Below are 21,065 nucleotides of genomic sequence, written 5' to 3' on the forward strand. Positions count from 1 at the left end.
TCAACCCAGCCTCGCCCGCGAACCAGCGTCAAACCCACTTCCGTACTGGGCTCGCGAACGCTCGCTACGAATCTCATGAATAATCCAGGCTAGGGCTTTTCGGCGGCGCTCTTCGGTGTAAGCCCTTGGGGTTGCAGGCGATCTGCGCTTTCTTCGATCTTGCGAGTTCGGGGTGGCGTACTAGAGTGAAAGGGTCCTTCTCTTTTCTTGTAACCGCCTCTAGCCATGTCCTCCGATTCTGGTGCTGCCTCAAGCGATAGTACGCTGCAGCTGATCGCGAAGAAGATTCGCAGTCAGTTTCTGCTGTTCAGCTTAGCGATCGCAATTGTCATTGTAACGGTGATACAAACTGCCGGCGTCGACGCCGCCTTGCCGATTGGGGCGATCCTAGTGGTTTTTTTCGTGGGAGCCTTGGTCTATTCCTTCGTTGAGAAGGACAAGGGGCCGGCGAGCCGCGTTTTGGAATCGGTTCCCGATTCGCAGGGGAGCGAGCTGTCGCTGGAAGTTTGGGTGAAGCGGGCGGGAGTGAACCATGCGGAGCGGAGCTTTCGGCTCGGAGACGAGGTGAGGGTCTGCGTGCGGGCGACGAAAGATTGTTATTTGACCTTGCTGAACGTTTCGAGCGATGGAGAGATGACGATCCTTTTCCCGAACCGCCACAATCAGAACAATCGTATCCAGGGAGGAATTACGCATGAAATCCCCTCCGATGGATACGGTTTCAATATCGTCTTGGAGGAGCCGCTGGGCATGGACCGGCTCAAGGCGATCGCGACGCTTGACCCCAAGCCCTTGCTGGAAACACAGTTCGACGCCAATGGAGACTTTTTCCAATCCGTTCCCTCCACCGCTACGGCGCGAGCCATGAGGGTGGTCGCGGCGAACGTGGAGAAGCAGCAAGACGGATCGTGGGCGGCGGCCTCCACGGAATTTGAAGTGAAAGCCAGGTAACCTGTATCAGATATGTCACGACAAAATGCTTACGCCTTGGTGGTGGGAATCGGCCGTTATCGCGACGAAGCGATCACTCCGCTCAAGTTCACGAATGCCGATGCGGAAGCCTTTGCGGACTTGCTCACGGACGAGTCGATTTGCGGGATTCCCAAGGAAAACGTACGGCTGCTGGTAGACGAGGAAGCGACGCTCTTTGCGATCAAGGACTCGATCAGCGGTTGGTTGTCTCGCAATGCCGGACCGGATTCCACGGCGATCATTTTTTATGCGGGGCATGGCGACGTGGAGCCGGACCGGACTCAAAGCTCGCAGGACGCGATCGCCAATTACCTGCTGCCCTACGACACGAATTCTTCGAACCTCTACGCGTCCGCCCTCTCGAAGGAGGAGTTCCAGGGCCTGGTGCGCACGGTGCGTTGCAAGCGCAGCGTAATCCTGATGGATGCCTGCCATTCGGGCGGGGTGGCGACGGCGGGAAGTCGCAAGATGAGCGTGGGCTACAGCAAGGACCTGTACTCCAGCTTGGCGGAAGGAGCGGGCAGCACGGTTATCGCGGCGGCAGCCCCGAATCAGCTTTCCTGGGAGGACAAGTCCTTGGGGCACGGAATTTTCACCCATCACCTGCTGGAAGCGTTGCGGGGCGAAGCGGACGCGGATGGCGATGGGCGGATCACCATGACGGAGGTGTTCGACTACTTGAAGCGCAAGGTTCCGGAGAGCGCCCGCAAGCTCGGAGGCGCCGAGCAGACGCCCGTTTTCAAGGCGGACATGTCGGAGGACATCGTGCTGACCATCAACCCGGAGCGGATCGCTGGGCTTGCCCGGGAAGCGGAGGAGAAGGCTGAGGCGGAGCGGAAGCGGATCCAGGAAGCCCGCGAGCGCCTTTACGCCTTTGAAAAGAACCATTCCATTCCAGCCCGGGCCCACAACCGAGCCAACCTGCTGATCGAGAAACCCTTGGAGGAACTGACTCCCGAGGAGCGGGCCACGATCGAGCTGATGAATGCCATGGTTGCCGGGCACGTTTCGGTGGATACTTTCGTCAAGCACTGCGATTCGCAGGTGCCCGAGCCCAGGCGGCCCGACCCGCCCCCGCCGGTCGATCCGAATTCCCCTGAGCGAAAAGGGGATGACGCGAATGGAAGGAAAGGCGGCGAAAAGGTGCGGCCGGTTGACGGAGGGGTGAGCTCCGGAATGAACTTGGTGATGGTGCTGCTCTCCTTGTTCATGCCTTTGGTCGGGGTGATTGCGGGCGTCTATTTCATGGGGCAAGCCGAGCCGTCCAAGAAGAGGGCTGGCAAACGTTGGCTTTGGGTGGGCTGTGCCTCCTTAGCGTTTTGGTTTCTTTTCGTCGCTTGCGCGGCGATTATCGCTGGATTGGAAGGCGGTTATTCGGATCCCTATTATTGATCGGCGGAGAGCTATAGGCTCGAAACGGGCGGAGTTTTCGCCGTTCGCGCAGCGCTGGATGCTCGGCGGGGCGGTTATTCCCAAAGTTGTTCGCGCCTTGTTCTTCGACTTATTCACATTCTGGGTTTGGAGTTGTCAGCCGGTGGGGGCGCCTTTGAATTTCCGGCTTTTATGTATCTCAGCGCCCTCAAAGTTAACGGCTTCAAAAGCTTTGCCGATCACACCCATCTGAAATTCAACAGAGGCGTAACCGCAGTTGTCGGTCCGAATGGCTGCGGCAAGAGCAACATCGCCGACTCCATCCGTTGGGTACTGGGAGAGCAGAGCGCCAAGGCTTTGCGCGGGGGCAAGATGCAGGACGTGATCTTCGAGGGCTCGGACAAGCGCAAGCCGCTGAATATCTGCGAGGTGTCGATCACGCTGACCGATTGCGAGAAGGAGCTGGGCAGCGATTTCAACGAAGTCGAGATCGCCCGTAAGGTTCACCGCGACGGCGGCAGCAACTATTACATCAACGGGAAGGCCTGCCGCCTGAAGGATATCCAGCGTCTTTTCATGGACACCGGTATCGGGCGCACGTCGTACTCGATCATGGCCCAGGGGCAGATCGACCAGATCCTCTCCTCCAAGCCGGAAGAGCGTCGGGCGGTTTTCGAGGAAGCGGCTGGAATCTCCCGCTACAAGGCCCAACGCAAGGAGACGCTCAATAAGCTGGCCCACGTGGAGACCAACTTGGCTCGCGTGACGGACGTCGTTTCCGAGATCGGCCGCCAGATCGGGAGCTTGAAGCGGCAGGCGACCAAGGCAATTCGCTACAAGAAGATCAGCCACAAGCTGCGTCACTTGGATATCGGCTACAGCGCCTACCAGTACCAGACCATGAGCGCCTCGCTCGACACGGTTGACCAGTCCTCGACCGAATTGCAGACGGAGCTCGATAAGTTGGCGACTGACTTGGAGAACAAGGAAGGCAGCCTCATCGTCTACAAGGAGGAACGCCAGACGCTGATCCAAAAGGTCCAGGACTCGCAGCAATCCGTGTTCGACCTGCGCAGCATGAAGGAGCAGGCCAGCAACGCGGCCGACATGGCGCAGATCAAGATCGCGTCCTTGCTGGAGCGCATGGAGCAGGCGACCCAGGAAATTTCCTCCTTCGAGGCTCAGCTAGGCGAGATCGCCAGCAAGGTCGACGAGCACAATTCCGACAAGCAGATGCATCTGGACGTGCTCGGAAATTCCGACGAAATTTTCCAGGAGCGAAACCGCGATCTCGAGGAGATCGAAGAACGCCTTCGTGTATCCGAGACTCAGATTCAGCAGTTGCGCGTGGCGGCTCAGGACGCGGAACGAGCGAGCTCGCGTTGTCGCGAATCGCTGTCCGCGATCGAAGTGGAAGCGGGAACGAGCCGAAATCGCTTGATGCGTCTGGAGGAAGAGCTGGCGGAGCAAAGCGAAGGCCAGGCCGAAGCCAATCAGGCGCTTGCGGAATTCCAGGAACGTTTGCTCGCGACCCGTAGCATGCAAGAGCAGCTGCAGGTCGATCTCGAGGCAGCCCGCGATGGCGTTTCGACTAAGAGAGACGCATTCAAGGCGGCCCAAGTCCGTATCCAGGAAATCGATCGCAACGTGGCCCAGAAGTCGGCTCGCGTGAAGCTGCTGCAGCAATTGCAGGAGAAGCTGGAAGGCTACGGGGAAGGCGCTAAGGCCCTTCTCAAAGGCAAGCTGCGCGGCTCGCTGGAAGGCAAGGCCTTTGCCCCTTTGACCAGCGACTTGTCGGTGAAAGATGGATACGGCCCCGCCGTTGAAGCGTTGCTTGGATCCGCGATGGAAGCGGTCGCGGTCGACGATGCGGATACCGCGATAGAAATCTTCCAGCAGCTCGAGGACGGCAAGATCGGGCGCGCTTGCATCCAGTTGCAGAACAGCGCCGCGGCGGAAGCGCCTGCGGGCGATCTGCCGGATTGGATCAAGCCGGCCACCGATTTCGTTTCCCTCAACGAAGACGCGAGCCACGATTCGCTGCGTGCCGTTTTGGCGTCCAGCTACATCGTCGAAGACATGGGCGAGTTTCTCAAGTGGCGCGAGCGGCAGGCTGCGTTCCGTTTCCTGCAGATCGCTTCCAAGAAAGGCGAGACTTTGGACGCGCGTGGCTTGGTCACGGGCGGCTACAAGGGCAAGGTCAAGAACAGCAGCATTCTCCAGCGCGAAGTTGAGCTGAAGCAGACGCAGAAGGAGCTCGAGGAGGAGCAGAAGGCTTTGGAAGCGGCTCGCGCGGATGCGGAGAAGGTGAACAAGGAGCTGGAAGCGGCGGAAGAGGCAGTCGAGCGCAAGCGTCACGAAATCGCCGAGACCAACCATGAGCTTTCCTCGTTGCAGGCCGAAGAGCGGAACGCCCAGAAGCTGGTGCAAGAGCAGAAGCTTCGCGCCGAGCGGCTGGAGCGCGAGCGTATCGGACTGGAGGAAATCCAAGCGGCTTCGACGGAGCGATTGGAGGCGGCCAAGGCGGCCTTGGCCAAGGAAATGGAGCGGCTAGAAAGCAGCCGTCGCCAGCTCGAGGAAACCGAGGAAGGCATTGGCGATATCCGAGCGGAGCGGGACGAAAAGCGCGAGAGCCTCAGCCAAGCCAAGTACGATTTGCAGGAGAAGAAGGCCAAGCTCGACGTGATTACGCGCGGCATGGTGGAGATGGAGCAGCGTCGCAACGAGCTGACGCGCCTGATCGAGACCAAGACCCGCGATATCCAAAATTGGGAAGAGCAATCCGAATCGCTCAAGAGCGAGATCGCCAAGGCGGAAGAGCGTAGTGGTTCGGTGGATGCGGAGCTCGAGGAAGCTAAGATCTTGGTCAATACGACCCGCGAGGCCTTGGTAGCGATCGAAGAGAAGATCGGAGTTCTCGAGCGCGAGCAAAACGGCTTGCGCATCCGGGTGGACGAGTTGCGCAACAATTTGGGAAGCCAGCAGGTACAAATCGCGGAAAAGCGTTCCCGTCTCGAATTTATTCAGGAAGAAATTACCCGCGAGTACGGGCAGGACCTGACCAAGACGGACTGGAAGTGGCAGCTTTGGAAGGCCCGCCAACCGGTGGAAGATCTGCCGGTGCTCGACGATGACGACGAGGAAGAGGATTCCACGCCTGCTATCGCTCTCCCCGCTGCGAACGCGGAAGAGAAGGCGGAAGAGGAAAAGCCAGCCGACGAGTCTGAGTCCGAAGCGGTAGCGGAAGGCGAAAACGCGGAAGCTGCAGAAGCGGACGCAGAAAGCTCCGAGGAAGCGAGCTCCGATGCGGACGGCTCGCAAGAAGGGGAAGCGTCGGCCGAGGCTGAAGGAGCCGATTCCGAAGCAAGGGAAGAAGGTTCTGAAGAAGCGGAGCCGGAAGCGGTAGAGCCGCTCTCGAAGCAGCGGGCGCCGACTCCGGAGGAGCGCGAAGAGCTAGAGAAGACGAATTGGGCAGCGGTGAAGCGCGAAGTGGAAAACCTCCGCAAGCGTATCCAGAGCATGGGCACGGTGAATACGGACGCGATTGCCGAGTACGGCGAATTGCGCGAGCGTCATGGCTTCCTGAAAGGGCAGTACGACGATTTGGTTTCTTCGAAGGAAAAGCTCGAAGAGGCGATCGACGAGATCAATACCAAGTCCCGCGAGCAGTTTACGGATACCTTCGTGAAGATCCGCGAGAACTTTAAGCATACTTTCTCGACGCTCTTCCATGGAGGTAAGGCCGACTTGCAGCTGATCGAGACGGATGACGTTTTGGAAAGCGGTATCGAGATCGTGGCCCAGCCTCCGGGCACCAAGCTGAAGGGCGTTAGCCTTTTGTCCGGTGGCCAGAAGACGATGACGGCGGTGGGCTTGCTCTTTGCGATCTACATGGTGAAGCCGTCGCCCTTCTGTTTGCTCGACGAGTTGGACGCGCCTTTGGACGAATCGAACATCGGCCGCTTCACGACCTTGCTCAAGCAGTTCACCAAGCAGTCGCAGTTCATCATCATCACCCACAACAAGCGTACCATCGCGGCCGCCCAGGCCATCTATGGCGTGACCATGGAAGAGAAGGGCGTATCCAAGGTGGTGAGCATGAAGTTCCACAGCGAGCACGAGGATCCCGATATGGTGAAGCTCGACTTGGACAAGCCGACTCAAGCAGTCCCGGCCTAGGCCGCGGACGCTATTTCGAAGGGCGCTTAGCCGGCGTTTGTCTCGACGGGCTCGGGCTTGCTTTTCAGGCGCTCGAGCACCTTCTTGAGCGAGAGGGGGGAGCCCACGAGCAGGAGAAGGTCTCCGCTTTGCAGCGGGCGATCGATGTCGGGAGAGGCGGGGGCTTGGTCGCCGGCTTTGAGCGAGACGACTTGCACGCCGTGATGGCTGGGCCAGGCCAGCTCGCGGAGCTTTGAGCCTTCGGCGGGGCAGCCCGGTTCGACGGTGGCGGTTTCGAGGATGGCGAGGCCGTAGTCCCAGTCTTGCTTGCCGTCGGTGAGCTCTTGTTCGGTGAGCAGTTCCCTCATGGCTTCGAGCTGTTGAGTGGAGCCGGTCGCGTAGACGCGGTCGCCGGGGCTGAGGTAGGTGGTAGGGCCGACGGAGGCGAGGTATTGGCCGTGCCGTTCGATGCCGACGATGTTAGCCCCGGTGCGTTTGCGGATCTGCAGTTCGCCGATCGATTTTCCGAAGCTAGCGAAGCTGTTGAGGGTCCAGTCGTCCAGTTCGAGGCCCCAGTCCACTTGGGCTTTGCGCAGGTATTTGGCGTCGGCGGCGGCCGAGGATTCTTGGGAGATGGTTTCGCTGAGGGCGTAGCTGAATTCGCTGTGGAGGCGTACCATGTGGCGCCAGCCGAAGGCGATGGCGAGGATGATGGTGAGCGCTACGGCTATGAGGCTGTAGGCTCCGAGTCCATCGATGGGAGCGATGTTGAGTATCCACAAGGCGAGGGCTCCGAGAGCGAGGCTTCGCAAGGATATGTCGAGCGGCGTGCGCAGCCGGTGTTTCCCTTGGGTGAGGGCATCGGCTACGATCATGGAGATGGCGTTGATGTTGCGGGCGAGGGCGATCAGGGCGGATAGGGCTAGGATGGCGAGCAGGCACCAGTAGGCGACCTGGATGGCGACGCTCCACTCGGCGAAGCGTTCGGCCGCGATGGGGCTGATGGCGTCCCAGATGGGGCGGGCGAAGACGAGCAAGGCGCTGGCGAAGAGGAATTCGGCGGTGACTTGGGGGATGCGCTTTTGTATCAGCCGCCAAAGGATGCTGGTATTGGACTGTCTGCCGACGGCGGCCCACGCGTCCTGGTAGCTGAGCAGGACGCGGCCTGCGATGCCGAAGCTTTTGCCTTGGAAGCGATCGATCATGCGGTTGCTCGCTTGCAGCATGAAGGGGGATATGAGGGCGGTGAGGAAGGCGATCCCCACGGCCGCGACTTGGAAGCTGCTGTCGAGGACGCCGGCGGAGATGCCGAGGCTGGCGATGACGAAGGAGAATTCCCCGATGGGGGTGACGGAGGAACTGGCCGCGAAGGCGTCCTTGGGCTTTTCGCAGAAGAGCAGCAGGCTGGCGAGGGCGGCGAAGGGGCGCAGCAGCAGGGCGAGGATAGTGCCGAGCAGGATCAGTCCGATCGCGGAGGGGAATTGGCTGACGTCGACCTGCATGCCGATGGCTACGAAGAAGACGGCGACGAAGAGGTCTTTGATGCCGGCGAAGGAGGCGGCGATCTTGTCCGAGCTGCTGGCTTCTGCCACGATGACGCCGCATAGGAAGGCTCCGAAGGCGAGGCTGTATCCAGAAAGCAAGGTGATGATAGCCATGCCGAGGAGGAGGGAGGCGACGAGGATGTTTTCGATTTCCTGGCTGTCGCTTTTGAGCTGGCCGACGCGTTTCAGTAGTTTTGGTATGAATACAAGGCCGGGGATGAGCAGGAGCGAGGAGAAGGCGAAGAGGCTGCCGACCTTGCCGAGCAGTTCCGACCAGCCGTTGCCGGAGTCGATGCTCGCGTAGGAGCCTAGGAAAACGAGCAGGATGATGGCTACGATGTCTTCGCACAGAGTCAGTCCGAGGGCTAGCTGGCCGGAGCGCTTGTGGAGGAGGTTCTGGCTTTGCAGGCTTTTTCCGATGATAGCGGAGCTGCTCACCATGAGCATGGCGGCGAGGAAGAGGGCTTGGCCGGAATTGAAGCCCAGCGCGGCGGCGGCCGGGCGGGTCAAGGTGAGGACCAGCAGGGCGGTTACGCCGGTGGCGGCTACGATCTGGATGCCGATTTGCTTGAGGCGTTGGATACGCAGGCTCAGGCCGATGGAGAACATGAGGAAGATGAGCCCCAGCTGCGAGAGCACGTGCACGCTGGTGGGATCGGTCACGTAGACGAAGGTGATCTGCGGCGTGCCGACGATGACGCCGGCGAGGAGGTAGCCGACGATGGGCGAAAGGTTTACCCGCTTGCAAAGGCTAGCGGCGCAGATGGCGGAGACCAGAACGACGGTGAGGTCTCTGATCAGTAAGTAGGAAAGCGAGTCAGACATGGTTAGCGGCGTCGGCGCGACGTCATTTTATGAATACGTCTACGGTGGGGCCTCGCTTGCGTAATTGCGATGCTGAAGGGGCTTGAATTGCTCTTAGATTGCGGCCTAGGGCGCGGAGGTGGATCCGGTGACCAGAATTTCGTAGTTTTCGGTCGGGGTGCCCTCGAAATTAATGACGTCGATGATGATCGTTTCGCCGCGGGAAACGGGGACTGTCACTTCATAGTCTTGCTGGTCGCTGAGGAATTCGAGGGTTTCCCCTTCTCCGTCGAAGATGGAGATGCCGGGGCGGAAGTAACGACCGTGGATGTCGAAGGTGAGGGAGCGGTAGTTCCGGTCGTTGGTGATGCTCAGGCGCTCGTAGTAGAGCGTGTTGCCGCGGGAGGTGAAATGGCGATCGAAGCTGGTGATGCCGCGGATCTGTTCTTGGTCGAAGGCTAGGGGTGGCGAGGTGTGGCGCTCTACTTTGATTTCGAAGCTTCCGGTTACTCCCTTGTCGAAATTGTAGATGCCGATGGTTTTTCCGTAGAGGTAGGAGCCATCGAGAATGAGGTCGTCGATCTCGTTTTCGGCGCCGTGGTCGCCGTAGGCGAAGGTCGAGCCGGTTTGCGGCTCGAGCACGATGATCTCCGCATCGAATTCCGGGAGAACCGTTATCTTGGCTTCGCCGGAGAGGTAGCCCGAGTCGAGCTGGAGCAGCTTGATGTAGGTTTGGGGACGGATGTAGGGGGTGTCGTAGGGCGTGAGCTCGAAACGATGGCTTTCGCCGACGGTCAGCGCCGGTTCGGGTTGGGGGAGGAGGCTGATGTACTGATTGCTACGCCCAATCGAATCGACGAACCAGTAGTTGTAATCTGGCGACGCGGTGAAGGTGTCGCGGAGGCGTTGTTCGATTTTTCCGCTCGTTCGGTTTTGGAGCATTATGTCGCCGCTATAGTGGGTGCTCATCGAGTAGCTCCAGTCCGCTTGCAGGTTTTGCAGGAGAACCCCGGTCCCGTAGGCGTTCTCCTTGAAGAAGATTCGCTCGAAGGGAGATAGTTGGAAGAGCGGTCTCTTGTAGGTTGGCTTTTCCTCGATGGTTAAGGTGGCGAGGGAGGCTCGGGTGATATTGTCTCGCGGGCTGATGCGATAGTCCGAGTCGACGATGATGAAGGAGCCGTCCGTTTCGTCGTAGTAGTTGCCGATGTCGATGAAGGGGAACTCGTTGTAGTAGTGGAGAAATGGGTACCGCCAGTGGACAGAGAGCTGTTCGGACCTGCGTCCGGCGAAGGGCCAATGCTTGTAGCCGGCATGAGTGTTGCCTTCGTCGTCGGTGAAAAGTTTGACGCGCTGGTGCTGGGGCGGGGCTTCGGGGACGGTGTCGCTGGAGGCAAGGGTTCGGTCGATCCAGTCGAGTACTGAGGTGGGGCTGGCGAAGAACGGCGCGTTTTGGTTGAAGTCTATACTGCGGCGGGAATAGCTGGTGATGCCGACCAGTTGCCAGCCCTCGCCGTCTTCGTTGGGGAGGAGGAGTGGACCGCCGCTGTCGCCGGAGTGGATGCCTCTGTCGATTTGATGAATTTCGGTCGAGAGAAAGTAGTCGTAGACGGGGTGGTTCGTTTCGTATTCGTCGATTTCCCGGAGGGTGAGCTCAACTTGCTTGAGGGTGGAGGTGTTGGCGTTCGATTGGTAGTCGGTGAGGCCCCAGCCGAGAGCGGTGACTTTTCTTCCTGGGACGATGCGGCTCAAGGCGCGGTTGAGAGGGAGAGTGGGGTAGTTTTCGATGGGGGGATCGATTTGGATGAGGGCGATGTCGGAGCCGCGGGAGAGCCGCCTGCTTTGGAAGGAGGGGTGGAGGTGGATGGAGACCGGCTTGATCGGTACGTAGGCCTCGGAGAGGTCCGTGTTGCCGACCATGATTTCGAATTGGCGAGATTCGTCGTCGACGCAGTGGGCGGCGGTGACGATCCAGTTGGGGGCGATGAGAGCGCCGCCGCAGAACTGTCGGTCGGCCGCGCTGTCGTCGCTCTCCGTTCGCAGGAAAGCGGCCATCCAGGGGAACTCTCCTTCGCTTGCGTCTTGGCCGCCTACGATGGAGGGACGGATCGGATCGTCCGCGTCCAAGTGGAGGGCGGAGATGCAGGCGACGAGGGCGAGGAAGCTAGCTTTGCGCAAAGGGAGTGGGTTCCGTGGTTCGCGCGAATTTGACTTTAAGTAGTTCCTGTAGGCAAGCTTCGCTTGCGCGCGTGGGTGGGGCCTCAGTTTCCCCCCTTGACCCGCTACCTGTAACTCGCTTGTAACGTGGCATGTTTTCTTTCCTCAAACGCATGTTCGGCCGCGACGAGCCGGAGTCCGCGGCCCTCGGGCGTCGCGGGGAGCGTGAGGCGGAGAAGCTCTTGAAGAAGAAGGGATATCAGGTTTTGGCCCGCAATTTTCGCAGCGGGCGGGACGAGATCGACCTGATTTGCCTACAGGGGAAGGCGGTGATTTTCGTGGAGGTTCGCACGCGGGCGTCGGGGGCGTTGGTGAGCGGATACGACTCGATCAACCGCCGCAAGCGGGAGGCCCTCAAGCGGGTGTGCCGCTCCTATTTTGGAATCATGAAGCCCAAGCCCTTGACCCTGCGTTTCGACGTGGTGGAGGTCGAGCATACGGACGGGACCATCGTCGCGACGCGGCATTTTGCGGACGTGCCGCTTTTTTCGAAAGCGGCGAATCGGGGCCGCTGAGGCAATTTGCTCCACGAGTTGGCGGCATCTATCAAATCTGTTTCAGTATTGGGCCAGCGAGATTCATAGGAGGGCGGATTTGATGAAAATTAGTCCGGTTCCGCCCTTTACATAGGTCTGTGGAGCGTCAATTTCTTCGAACTCTAAGCAACGGCTTTTACGCATCATGTCACAGGATAACAGACACCCATTTCTACAAGGTCTCAGCAAGCATCGCGGGGTGCAGCCAACGATCATCACGATCTTCGGCGCCTCTGGGGACCTCTGCGCCCGCAAGCTCGTGCCAGCGATCTACAACCTCGCGGTAGACAACTTGCTGCCGGCGGACTTTTACCTGATCGGTTTCGGGCGTAAGCCAATCCCTGACGCTGAGTTCCGCGAGATCGCGGCCGATGCGATTTCGAAGTTTTCTCGTCGCCCGCTCAACAAGGAGATCTGGGATCGCATCGAGAAGAACACTTTCTACTGTTCCGGCGGCTACGACGAGCTGGAAGGCTTCCAGAAGCTCAACGACAAGATCAGCTCCATCGAGAAGGATGCGGGCCGCGAGATGCAGAGCGTTTTCTACGTCTCCACGCCGCCTTCCGTGTTCGACCCGATCGTCAAAAATCTGGGCGAGGTCGGGCTTGCGACCAAGTACCAGGAGACCGACAAGCATACTAAGGTCGTCATCGAAAAGCCCTTCGGCAAGGACCTCGAGTCCGCCCGCAACTTGAACCGGGCGATCCAAGGCGTCTTCCAGGAGCGCCAGGTGTATCGCATCGACCACTACCTCGGCAAGGAGACGGTGCAGGACCTGCTCGTGCAGCGTTTTGCCAACACGATTTTCGAGCCGCTCTGGAATCGCAACTACGTGGACAACGTGCAGATCACGGTGGCGGAGAGCCTGGGAGTCGGCACCCGTGGCGGCTACTACGAGCAAAGCGGCGCCACGCGCGACATGATCCAGAACCACACCATGCAGCTCTTGGCTCTCATGGCCATGGAGGCTCCGGCTTCGCTCGACGCGGAAGCGATTCGCGACGAGAAGGTGAAGCTGCTCAAGGCGATCAAACCATTGAAGCTTGGATACGAAAACCCGGAAGTGGTGCGCGCCCAGTACACCGAAGGCCTCATCGACGGGCAAAAGGTAAAGGGCTACCGCGAGGAGGAAGGCGTATCGGCCCAGTCCGAAACGGAAACCTATGCGGCCCTGAAGCTGGCCATCAACAATTGGCGTTGGGAAGGGGTTCCGTTTTACCTCCGCTCCGGCAAGCGCATGGCCCGTCGCGTGACGGAGATCGCGATCCAGTTCAAGCGTCCGCCGTCCTCGCTGTTCAGCGAGAACGAGATGATCAACCTCGCCAACAATTCCTTGGTCTTCCAAATCCAGCCTGACGAGGGATCGACTATTTTGCTCAACGGCAAGATTCCTGGCCTGCAGACGCGTACGCAGCCGGTGAAGATGCACTTCCGCTACTCCACCACCTTTGGGTCGAACACGCCGGAGGCCTACGAGCGCCTCGTGCTCGACGCGATGATCGGGGATGGAACGCTTTTCATTCGCGGCGACGAGACGGAGGCGTCTTGGAACCTCATTACACCGCTGCACGAGTTCTGGAAGAGCGAAGGGCAGCGCGGGATGGAGACCTACGCGTCGGGATCTTGGGGGCCGAACGCTTCGGATCGCATGCTCTGGGAAAAGAACCACGAGTGGCGCCGTCCTTAATCTGCGGATACATCCATAAGCGTACCAGCTATGAGCGAAACCACTACAGTTTACGAGGCCCTGCCGGGCCTGAAGGTTCCTCTCGGCAATGCCTTGAAGGAGCTGACCGCCATGTGGTCACCGGTTGACGAATCCGGCAAGCGCAAGGACAACGAGTACCGCGCCTCCCGCATGAACTTGATCGTGCACATTGGATTCGAGGCGAGCTTGGAGGAAGCGAAGTCCTTGTTCCAGACGGTTATCAACTTCTCGCACCGTTATCCCTGCCGCATGATCGTGCTTTGTCCGCAGCCGGATTCCTGGAACTCGCAGAAGGACATGGGCTGCAAGATCTTCTCCGAATGCGTATTTGGCGAAGGAGCGGGCGGCATGAGCTGCTGCGAGGTATTGATCCTTGGATACACCTTGAGCGACCGCAAGTATCTGGAGAATCAGGTATCGGTGTTCCTGGAAACGGATTTGCCGACGTATTATTGGCCGACGCGTTTTGGCTCTGCGGACCTGCTTTCCGATTACAAATTCTTCTTCAAGCAAGCGGAGCGAGTGATCTTCGACTCGTCCCGCGAATGCTTCCGGATCGATCAATTGGATGTGCCGGAGCCCGAAAAGGTGCACGACTTGGCTTACTCTCGCCTCTTGCCGATCCGCCAGAGCGTGGGGCAATTCTTGAGCGCCTTTTCGAAGGAGTCGATCGTGGATAGCTTGACGGAGGTCCGTTTGAGCTCGAGCGCGAACTTCAAGTGCGAAGGCCGGGCTTTGATGAGCTGGGTGAAGAGCGCCTTGACCAAGTGTTACCCGACTCCGGAGGAGGCGAAGGACGCCTTGCGTTTCGACCAGGAGGAAGCGGATGGCGAAGATGCGATGCCGATCATGAGTTTCGTGTATTCGAACGATAACTACGTGACCTTTACCATCGATCTGGCGAAGAGCGAAGCCCACGTGGAAGGCGACCTCGGCAACGGGAAGCAGTCTTTGACGACGGGTGTGCGTTTGCTCGATCCGGAAACGGCTCTAGCGGAAGCGTTGTTCCACGGGTAGGGAGCGAGTCGTAGCGCAGTGCTTTAGCCCGCGACTGCAGAGGTGTGATCCTGCAATGCGGTCGCGGGCTGAAGCTCCGCGCTACGGGGATCCTGCGGTTCGATCTCGACTGAACGGTAGCTCTCCGGGTGGTTTCGGGACTAGGGGCGTTCCTGCTTATTCCTTGTTTCGGGTGTCGAAGAGGATGGTGACGGGGCCGTCGTTGAGGAGGTCGACTTTCATGTCGGCAGCGAAGACGCCGGTCTGCACGGGCTTGCCGGTGAGCTGCTCTAGGGCTCGGCATACGGCTAGGTAGTCGGCTTTGCCTTTGGCTGGCGGGGCGGCGTCGTTGAAGCTCGGCCGGTTGCCTTTCTTGTTGCTGGCGATGAGGGTGAATTGGCTGATGACGAGCAGTTCGCCGTCGATGTCGGCAAGGGACTGGTTCATGCGGCCTGCGGCGTCTTCGAAAATGCGCAGGTTGGCGATCTTGCGGGCGATCCATTCGACGTCGTCGGCTGTATCGTATTTATGGATACCGAGGAGGACGAGGGATCCGGGGCCGATGGAGGAGTGGACTTGCCCGTCGATGGTGACGGAGGCTCGGGTAACGCGCTGGATGACGGCTTTCATGGAAATATTTTTTACCCACGAAGGGCACTAAGGGTCACGAAGGATTTCCGAATCTATTTGAATCTATTTTTTAGGACTTCGTGTCCTTAGTGGGCAGTAAAAAGGCGGGTCTGGTGACCCGCCTCATATCGAAAATATCTGAAGAACCTTATTCGAAGGTGAGGTCGATTTCGACGTCGGCGTTGTAGTCGACGCCTTCGACGCCGAAGCCGAAGAGCTTGAGGAACTCTTGCTGGTAGCCTTCGAAGTCGGTGTACTTGTCGATGGTCTCGGTTTCGATCTTGGGCCAGTTTTCCGCGATCTCGTCCTGGATCTCGGGGAGCATTTCCCAGTCGTCGAGGCGGATGAGGTCGAGCTCGTCGGTGGGAACCTCGCCGCCGTTGTAGAGGCGGTCGGAGAAGAGGCGGTACATTTGCTCGATGCAGCCTTCGTGGTTGCCCTTCTCTTTCATCACCTTGTAGAGGGCGGTGATGTAGAGGTTGACGCCGGGGATGGCGGAGGAGGATTGGGTGACGAGTGCCTTGTTGACGGAGACGTAGGCCTGGCCGCCGATGGAGGCGACCTTTTCGTTGATGGCTTTCTTGGCGCGGCGCACGTCGAGCTTGGCTTGGCCGAGGGCGCCGTCCTTGTAGATGGGCCAAGTGAACTGCGGTCCGATGTAGTCGTAGGCGACGGTCTTGAAGTTTTGCGCGAGCACGCCGGCCTCGGTGAGGGCGTCGATCCAGAGCTCCCAGTCTTCGCCGCCCATGACCTTCACAGTACCTTGGATTTCTTCTTCGGTGCCGGGCTCGAGGGTGGCGACTTGGATGGTCTTCTTGTCGGTGTCGAGGTACTTGTTGGAGAAGGCCTTGCCGATGGGCTTGATGGCGGACTTGTACACTTCGCCAGTCTTGGGGTCGGTGCGGCGCGGGGCCCCGATGGAGTAGACGAGCAGGTCGATCTTGCCGCCCATGTCTTCCTTGATGCGCTCGATGGCCTGGGCCTTGAGCTCGTCGGAGAAGGCGTCGCCGTTGAGGGACTTGGCGTAGAGGCCGTCGGCCTTGGCCTGCTTTTCGAAGGCGATGGAGTTGTACCAGCCGGCGGAGGCGCAGCGGCCGCGCTCGGAAGGGCGCTCGAAGAAGACGCCGAGGGTATTGGCTCCGGATCCGAAGGCGGCGGAGATGCGGGAGGCGAGGCCGTAGCCTTGGGAGGCGCCTACGACGAGCACGTTCTTGGGGCCGTTCTCGATGGCGGGCTGGCTTTTGACGTAGTCGATCTGTTCTTGGACGTTCGCGGCGCAGCCAGTTGGGTGGGCCGTGATGCAGATGAAGCCTTTAATCTTTGGTGTGACGATCATGGAAGAAGTGAATTGGGTTTCGCAGTTCCGCTGAGGGAAAAGGGCTGTGTTTGCCGGAGATTGCGGGTCAAGGCCAGATTTATTTGGGTTCGAGGGAACGGGGTTGCGGGTTCCGGGCTGGGGATCGGGGGCCTTTGTCTGCCTTGTGACGCAATCGGGTTTGTGGACGGGGCGTTCTTGCTGTCTGAAGCGCTACAGCAAGATGGTGCCGGCGATGCCGATCAGGATGAGAGCTGCGATGATGCAAATGACGCGGCGTTCCTGTTTGGTGGTTTTCATGAGCATTGCTTTTGAGATCGCTGGGAATAATCTTAACTCTTTATCGCTCAGTATATTGTGACTATGCACCTATTTATTCGAGTAAAGCTCTTACTACTATCCGCCCTGATCTTCAGCGGGGCTTTAACGGCTCAGAGCGATTATAGCTTGGGTCCGGTGGACGCTGGCGAGGTGGAAGCTGAGCTGGTTGCGGACGTCGCGGCCCTGCGTCCGGGGCAGGAGTTTCAGCTGGCGCTGCGCTTGAAGATGGATCCGCATTGGCATGTGTACTGGATCAACCCAGGGGACACGGGCTTGGTGCCGGAAGTGGAGTGGGAATTGCCGGAAGGCTTCGAGGTCGGGCCGCTGGAATTTCCGGTGCCGCACCGCATCCCGACGCCGCCTTTGGTTTCGTACGGCTACGAGGGGGAGATCTTCTTGCTGGCGAAGGCCCGGGCTCCGGAGTCGTTGCCGGTGGGCGGTACGGTGCGGATCAACGCGGCTGCCAATTGGCTGGTTTGCGAGGAGTATTGTATCCAAGGGGATGCCAAGGTGGCCCTCGAGCTGCCGGTGACGGAATCGGGCGAGAGCTTGGCTGCGGCGAAGTTTGCGGATGAGATTGCGGAAACGCGGGCCTCGCTGCCGGCGGAGGCTCAGGGCGGCAAGGTCGCCTACGAAGATTTGGGCGATACTCTGGTTTTTTCCCTGCAGTGGGACGGTCTGGAAGGGGCCGAGCTGAAGGATCCGTATTTTTATGTGGAGCAGGAGTCGGTTTCGGACTCGGCGAAGGAGCAGAGCTTTGACTTGGTCGGGAACTTGTTGCGAGTGGCGGTACCGAAGGCGGAATATTTCGAGGCGTCCGATTCTGGCTACACGGGTCTGCTGTATTCAAAAAATGGGTTCGAAGCGGCTGGCGGCGTGCAGGCGGTCCGCTTTTCGGAGCAAGGCGACTTGGCGTCGATGGGAGTGGCTTCGGTTCGGAGCTCCGCGTTCGAGATCGGCTTCGGGCAAGCCTTGCTCTATGCCTTTCTGGGCGGGATGATCTTGAACCTGATGCCCTGCGTGTTCCCGGTGCTTTCGATCAAGGTGCTCGGGTTCGTGCAGCAGTCCGGCGAGGACAAGGGGAAGGTCTTCAAGCATGGCTTGGTGTTTGCCGCCGGCGTGTTGGCTTCCTTTTGGGTTTTGGCGGGGACTTTGATCGCTCTGCGTTCGGCGGGGGAAAGCCTGGGGTGGGGCTTTCAGCTGCAGCAGCCTGAGTTCGTGGTGGTGATGCTGGTGGTGATGTTTCTTTTTGGCCTCAGCTTGGCGGGCGTTTTCGAAATGGGAACCTCGGCCATCGGCTTGCAGGGCAAGGTGAAGAGCGAAGGCTTTGGCGGTTCGTTTTTCTCGGGAGTGATCGCTACGGCGGTGGCGACCCCGTGTACGGGACCGTTCATGGGGCAGGCCTTGGGCTATGCCTTGACCTTGTCCGCCTTCCAGTCGCTGACGGTATTTACTTTTCTGGCGCTGGGAATGGCGACCCCTTACCTGGCCCTTTCGGCGAATCCCGCTTTGATCAACAAGCTGCCGCGTCCGGGGGCTTGGATGGAGACCTTTAAGCAGGTGATGTCCTTCCCGATGTTCGCGACCTGTATTTGGCTGATCTGGCTGCTGGGGACCCATGTGGGCAACGACGGCTTGATCTTCGTGCTGGGTGGACTGCTGGTGGTGGCGATCGGCGCCTGGATTTATGGTCGCTGGTCGACTCCTATTCGCAAGAAGGCGACTAAGCGGGTGGCTTCGGTGGTGGCATTGCTGACGGTAGCGAGCGGCATTTGGCTGATGTTGCCCAAGGGCCACGCGGAAGCGAAGGAGGAACTGGCTTGGCAGGCCTACTCGCCCGCCTTGATGGAGGAGCTCAGCAGCTCCGGGAAACCGGTGTTCGTGGACTTCACTGCTGACTGGTGCCTGACCTGCAAGGCCAACGAGGTGCGGCTGTTCGCATCGGACGAGGTGCTCGATACCATCAAGGAGCGGGACGTACAGCTGGTGCAGGCGGACTGGACGAAGAAGGATGCGGTGATCGCCCAGGAGCTGGCCAAGTACGGGCGCTCCAGCGTGCCGCTTTATTTGCTCTTCGACGGCAAGCCCGGGTCCGAGCCTAAGGTGCTGCCCCAGGTTTTGAGCCCTGACGTCTTTTTGGAGTCGCTCGACGAAATCTAGTGATTCGCTTGTGCGTTTTCCTCACGACGTACCGTGGCCTGCGCCCGACGTTTCTTATTCAACTTAGCCCTGACAAAACCAATGATTGCTAAACTTCGTTCCTTTGGAGCGGCTGCGGCTGCTCTTCTCTTCATTGCCTCGGTGTCCGCTGCCAACGTTGGCGAGCCGGCTCCGCAGTTTTCTCTGACCGACATTGACGGCAAGACGCATTCCCTCTCGGACTATGCGGGCAAGGTCGTCGTTTTGGAGTGGACCAACTACGGTTGTCCGATCGTCAAGAAGCACTACAACTCGGGTAACATGCAGTCGCTGCAGGATCTTGCGAAGGGCAAGGACGTGGTTTGGCTGTCGATTTGCTCTTCGGCTCCGGGAACCCAGGGGCACATGAGCGCCGCTGAGTGGAAGGCGGCTATCGCGGAAAAGGGCGTGAAGTCTTCGGCGGTCCTGATCGACGAGTCGGGTAAGGTCGGCCACCTCTACAGCGCGAAGGTCACGCCGCACATGTACGTGATCGATTCGAAGGGGACCTTGGTCTACGACGGCGCGATCGACAGCATTCCGTCCGGAAAGATCGCCGACATCGAAAAGGCGGACAACTACGTGATCGCAGCTTTGGACGCGGTTTTGGCCGGCAAGCCCATCGAGACCTCGAAGGTCAAGCCCTACGGCTGCGGCATCAAGTACGCGCGTTAAGATTTTCCAATTGCCGCTTCGCTTCGGGTGATGTCCGAAGCGAGCGTTTGCGTCTTCAATCGCTGCGTAGTTATTTTATGGCTACGAAGCGGTAGGGACGTTGCGACCAGTCGGGGCCGGCGTAGTCGACCCCGATGCGCGGCGTGGCGACAACTTGCTCGTCGGGCACGCAAGCTGCGTCCTCGAGGTAGAGGGCGTTGGCGGGAGTGGCGGCGAGAGCGTTGAAGCGCCGATCGATGCCGAGGCGTTTGGTCAGCCGTCCCGGGCCGTCGATTCCTTCGACGCCCCGTATTAGAATGGCGGCCGGATAGTTTTCCGGGCCGGTTACGAGGTTGAGCATCTCGTGCATTCCGTAGATGAGGTACACGTACCAGCGTCCCGCTGGGCCGAACATGACGGCGGTGCGAGCGGTGCGGCCTTTGCTGGCGTGGCAGGCGAGGTCTTGTGGACCGTCGTAGGCTTCGGTTTCGGTGATGCGGTAGCGGGCGGGCTCTTGGTCTGGCGGAGAAACTACGAGCGTTTTTCCGATGAGGTCGCGAGCGAGCTTAACGGTGTCGCGGGAGGCGAAGCGTTCTGGCTTTAGGATGCGGGGCATGGGTCAGGTCGAAAAAAGACGGGCTGGGAAGAGGCAATCATTGCTTGCGCGGTGGGAAGCGATCATGGTGCGTCCCTATGTTGAGAACTGTCACTTTTACCGCGAACTTGCTTGCCGAGACAACTTACGAATTTTCCCGTTGGAACGAGGGGAAGACGCAACGGGCGAAGAGCGAGTCCTTCCAAGTGGGCGGCAAGGGGATCAACGTGAGCAAGATGCTCAACAAACTCGGCGCGGAGAACCAGGCCCTCTGTTTTCCGGGCGGCGACTTTGGTCCGGCCTGCGAGCGCTGGCTGGCGGAGCAGGAGATCGAGACTTTGGCGTTCCACGAAGGCTGCGTGACGCGGTCGGGTACGGTGATTCGCTCGGGCGGACAGGATGAGACGACCTTCCTCGGGCTCGATTCCGTGGTTTCGGAAGACGCCATCCGCGAAGCGGTGGCGGAATTGGACGCCATCGAGGAGCCCTTCGTCTTTGCGGTTTGCGGTTCGGTGCAAGGCTGGGAGGATCCGATCTGGGATTGCTTGCGGGACTGGGTGGAGAAGCGGGGCGAGGAGGTAACCCTTGTGGTCGATAATTATGGGCCGAGCTTGAATTGGTTCGCTCGGCAGAAGCCGGATTTGGTGAAGTTCAACCGCGATGAGTTGGAGCTGCTTTTCGAAGGGGAGGAACGTTCGCTGGAAACTCCGGACCTGATGCAGAAGGCGAGGGTGCGCTTTTCGTGCGATCGCTGGGTGGTGACGAATGGGGCGGAGTCGATTTGGGTTTTGGATGGCGAGAGCGAGGCGGTGAGCTTCGAGCCGAGGAGGGTGAAGTGCGTTTCTCCGGTTGGCTGCGGGGATATCGTTTTCGCGACCTTGATCGATTGCTTGTATAATAAAACAGGATACAGCTTGTTGGAGGCTGCCAAGTTGGCCAGCGAGTACGCTTCGCGCAGCGCGGCCATGCCGGGAATCGCGGAGTTCGAGCTTTAGGCGGCGGCCCCTCTTACAGTTAGCAGGGTGAGTAAGGGATTGGTTGCTTTTTCTTTCGGGGGGCCTTCAATTTC

General features: G+C 59.5%; 14 protein-coding genes. 9 read left to right on the plus strand and 5 right to left on the minus strand.

The annotated features are described in order from the left end of the window. The first annotated feature begins 225 nt into the window (after positions 1 to 225). The 3 genes from QEH57_RS13625 to smc all read left to right on the plus strand — a co-directional run bounded on the left by QEH57_RS13625 (position 226) and on the right by smc (position 6,522). The gene (locus QEH57_RS13625) at positions 226 to 951 is read left to right on the plus strand and encodes a DUF4384 domain-containing protein (protein ID WP_309007303.1); all 726 of its coding nucleotides are present in this window, start codon (positions 226 to 228) and stop codon (positions 949 to 951) included. A 12-nt stretch (positions 952 to 963) separates the two neighbouring features. Beyond that, positions 964 to 2,364: a caspase family protein gene (locus QEH57_RS13630; RefSeq protein ID WP_309007304.1), complete on the plus strand. Its 1,401-nt coding sequence runs from the start codon at positions 964 to 966 to the stop codon at positions 2,362 to 2,364. 171 nt (positions 2,365 to 2,535) lie between these two features. Continuing rightward, positions 2,536 to 6,522, plus strand: coding sequence for a chromosome segregation protein SMC (gene smc, locus QEH57_RS13635; protein ID WP_309007305.1), 3,987 nt, complete (start codon positions 2,536 to 2,538; stop codon positions 6,520 to 6,522). A gap of 26 nt (positions 6,523 to 6,548) precedes the next feature. On the opposite strand, the gene QEH57_RS13640 is transcribed toward smc, so the two are convergent. Together QEH57_RS13640 and QEH57_RS13645 are read right to left on the minus strand one after the other, a co-directional pair. Next, positions 6,549 to 8,870, minus strand: a complete 2,322-nt coding sequence (locus QEH57_RS13640; protein ID WP_309007306.1) for a cation:proton antiporter — start codon at positions 8,868 to 8,870, stop codon at positions 6,549 to 6,551. Between the two features lie 105 nt (positions 8,871 to 8,975). After that, a complete protein-coding gene (locus QEH57_RS13645; RefSeq protein WP_309007307.1) occupies positions 8,976 to 11,024 on the minus strand; it encodes a serine protease in 2,049 nt (682 codons plus the stop codon). A 131-nt stretch (positions 11,025 to 11,155) separates the two neighbouring features. On the opposite strand from QEH57_RS13645, the gene QEH57_RS13650 reads away from it, so the two are divergent. From QEH57_RS13650 to QEH57_RS13660, 3 genes are all read left to right on the plus strand, one after another. After that, positions 11,156 to 11,578, plus strand: coding sequence for a YraN family protein (locus tag QEH57_RS13650; protein ID WP_309007308.1), 423 nt, complete (start codon positions 11,156 to 11,158; stop codon positions 11,576 to 11,578). Positions 11,579 to 11,744: 166 nt separating this feature from the next. Next, on the plus strand, positions 11,745 to 13,286 hold the full coding sequence (gene zwf / locus QEH57_RS13655; RefSeq protein ID WP_309007309.1) for a glucose-6-phosphate dehydrogenase: 1,542 nt from the start codon (positions 11,745 to 11,747) through the stop codon (positions 13,284 to 13,286). Between the two features lie 30 nt (positions 13,287 to 13,316). Continuing rightward, positions 13,317 to 14,324 (plus strand): glucose-6-phosphate dehydrogenase assembly protein OpcA, encoded by a 1,008-nt coding sequence (locus tag QEH57_RS13660; RefSeq protein ID WP_309007310.1) that lies wholly within the window; start codon positions 13,317 to 13,319, stop codon positions 14,322 to 14,324. 156 nt (positions 14,325 to 14,480) lie between these two features. Here QEH57_RS13660 and dtd read toward each other — a convergent pair whose 3' ends face one another. Further along, on the minus strand, positions 14,481 to 14,933 hold the full coding sequence (dtd, locus tag QEH57_RS13665; protein WP_309007311.1) for a D-aminoacyl-tRNA deacylase: 453 nt from the start codon (positions 14,931 to 14,933) through the stop codon (positions 14,481 to 14,483). Between the two features lie 148 nt (positions 14,934 to 15,081). Continuing rightward, entirely contained in the window at positions 15,082 to 16,269 is a 1,188-nt protein-coding gene (fabV, locus tag QEH57_RS13670; RefSeq protein WP_309007312.1) for an enoyl-ACP reductase FabV, read from the minus strand. A gap of 342 nt (positions 16,270 to 16,611) precedes the next feature. Here fabV and QEH57_RS13675 point away from each other — a divergent pair, with 342 nt between their 5' ends. Next, positions 16,612 to 18,729 (plus strand): protein-disulfide reductase DsbD domain-containing protein, encoded by a 2,118-nt coding sequence (locus QEH57_RS13675; protein ID WP_309007313.1) that lies wholly within the window; start codon positions 16,612 to 16,614, stop codon positions 18,727 to 18,729. A gap of 81 nt (positions 18,730 to 18,810) precedes the next feature. Then, positions 18,811 to 19,422 (plus strand): thioredoxin family protein, encoded by a 612-nt coding sequence (locus tag QEH57_RS13680; RefSeq protein WP_309007314.1) that lies wholly within the window; start codon positions 18,811 to 18,813, stop codon positions 19,420 to 19,422. Between the two features lie 70 nt (positions 19,423 to 19,492). Here the strand turns inward: QEH57_RS13680 and QEH57_RS13685 are convergent, their stop codons facing one another. Beyond that, the gene (locus tag QEH57_RS13685) at positions 19,493 to 20,017 is read right to left on the minus strand and encodes a DNA-3-methyladenine glycosylase (protein ID WP_309007315.1); all 525 of its coding nucleotides are present in this window, start codon (positions 20,015 to 20,017) and stop codon (positions 19,493 to 19,495) included. A 77-nt stretch (positions 20,018 to 20,094) separates the two neighbouring features. On the opposite strand from QEH57_RS13685, the gene QEH57_RS13690 reads away from it, so the two are divergent. Continuing rightward, entirely contained in the window at positions 20,095 to 20,991 is an 897-nt protein-coding gene (locus tag QEH57_RS13690; RefSeq protein ID WP_309007316.1) for a PfkB family carbohydrate kinase, read from the plus strand. Positions 20,992 to 21,065 lie beyond the last annotated feature (74 nt).

Source organism: Pelagicoccus sp. SDUM812005 (assembly GCF_031127875.1).
GTDB lineage: Bacteria > Verrucomicrobiota > Verrucomicrobiia > Opitutales > Opitutaceae > Pelagicoccus.

Bases quoted from the DNA above. Each gene is read 5' to 3' on its own strand.
- QEH57_RS13630 (WP_309007304.1), top strand. From the start codon at position 964: ATGTCACGACAAAATGCTTACGCCTTGGTGGTGGGAATCGGCCGTTAT.
- QEH57_RS13690 (WP_309007316.1), top strand. From the start codon at position 20,095: ATGTTGAGAACTGTCACTTTTACCGCGAACTTGCTTGCCGAGACAACT.
- fabV (WP_309007312.1), bottom strand. From the start codon at position 16,269: ATGATCGTCACACCAAAGATTAAAGGCTTCATCTGCATCACGGCCCAC.
- QEH57_RS13675 (WP_309007313.1), top strand. From the start codon at position 16,612: ATGCACCTATTTATTCGAGTAAAGCTCTTACTACTATCCGCCCTGATC.
- zwf (WP_309007309.1), top strand. From the start codon at position 11,745: ATGTCACAGGATAACAGACACCCATTTCTACAAGGTCTCAGCAAGCAT.
- QEH57_RS13685 (WP_309007315.1), bottom strand. From the start codon at position 20,017: ATGCCCCGCATCCTAAAGCCAGAACGCTTCGCCTCCCGCGACACCGTT.
- QEH57_RS13625 (WP_309007303.1), top strand. From the start codon at position 226: ATGTCCTCCGATTCTGGTGCTGCCTCAAGCGATAGTACGCTGCAGCTG.
- QEH57_RS13660 (WP_309007310.1), top strand. From the start codon at position 13,317: ATGAGCGAAACCACTACAGTTTACGAGGCCCTGCCGGGCCTGAAGGTT.
- smc (WP_309007305.1), top strand. From the start codon at position 2,536: ATGTATCTCAGCGCCCTCAAAGTTAACGGCTTCAAAAGCTTTGCCGAT.
- QEH57_RS13640 (WP_309007306.1), bottom strand. From the start codon at position 8,870: ATGTCTGACTCGCTTTCCTACTTACTGATCAGAGACCTCACCGTCGTT.
- QEH57_RS13680 (WP_309007314.1), top strand. From the start codon at position 18,811: ATGATTGCTAAACTTCGTTCCTTTGGAGCGGCTGCGGCTGCTCTTCTC.
- QEH57_RS13650 (WP_309007308.1), top strand. From the start codon at position 11,156: ATGTTTTCTTTCCTCAAACGCATGTTCGGCCGCGACGAGCCGGAGTCC.
- dtd (WP_309007311.1), bottom strand. From the start codon at position 14,933: ATGAAAGCCGTCATCCAGCGCGTTACCCGAGCCTCCGTCACCATCGAC.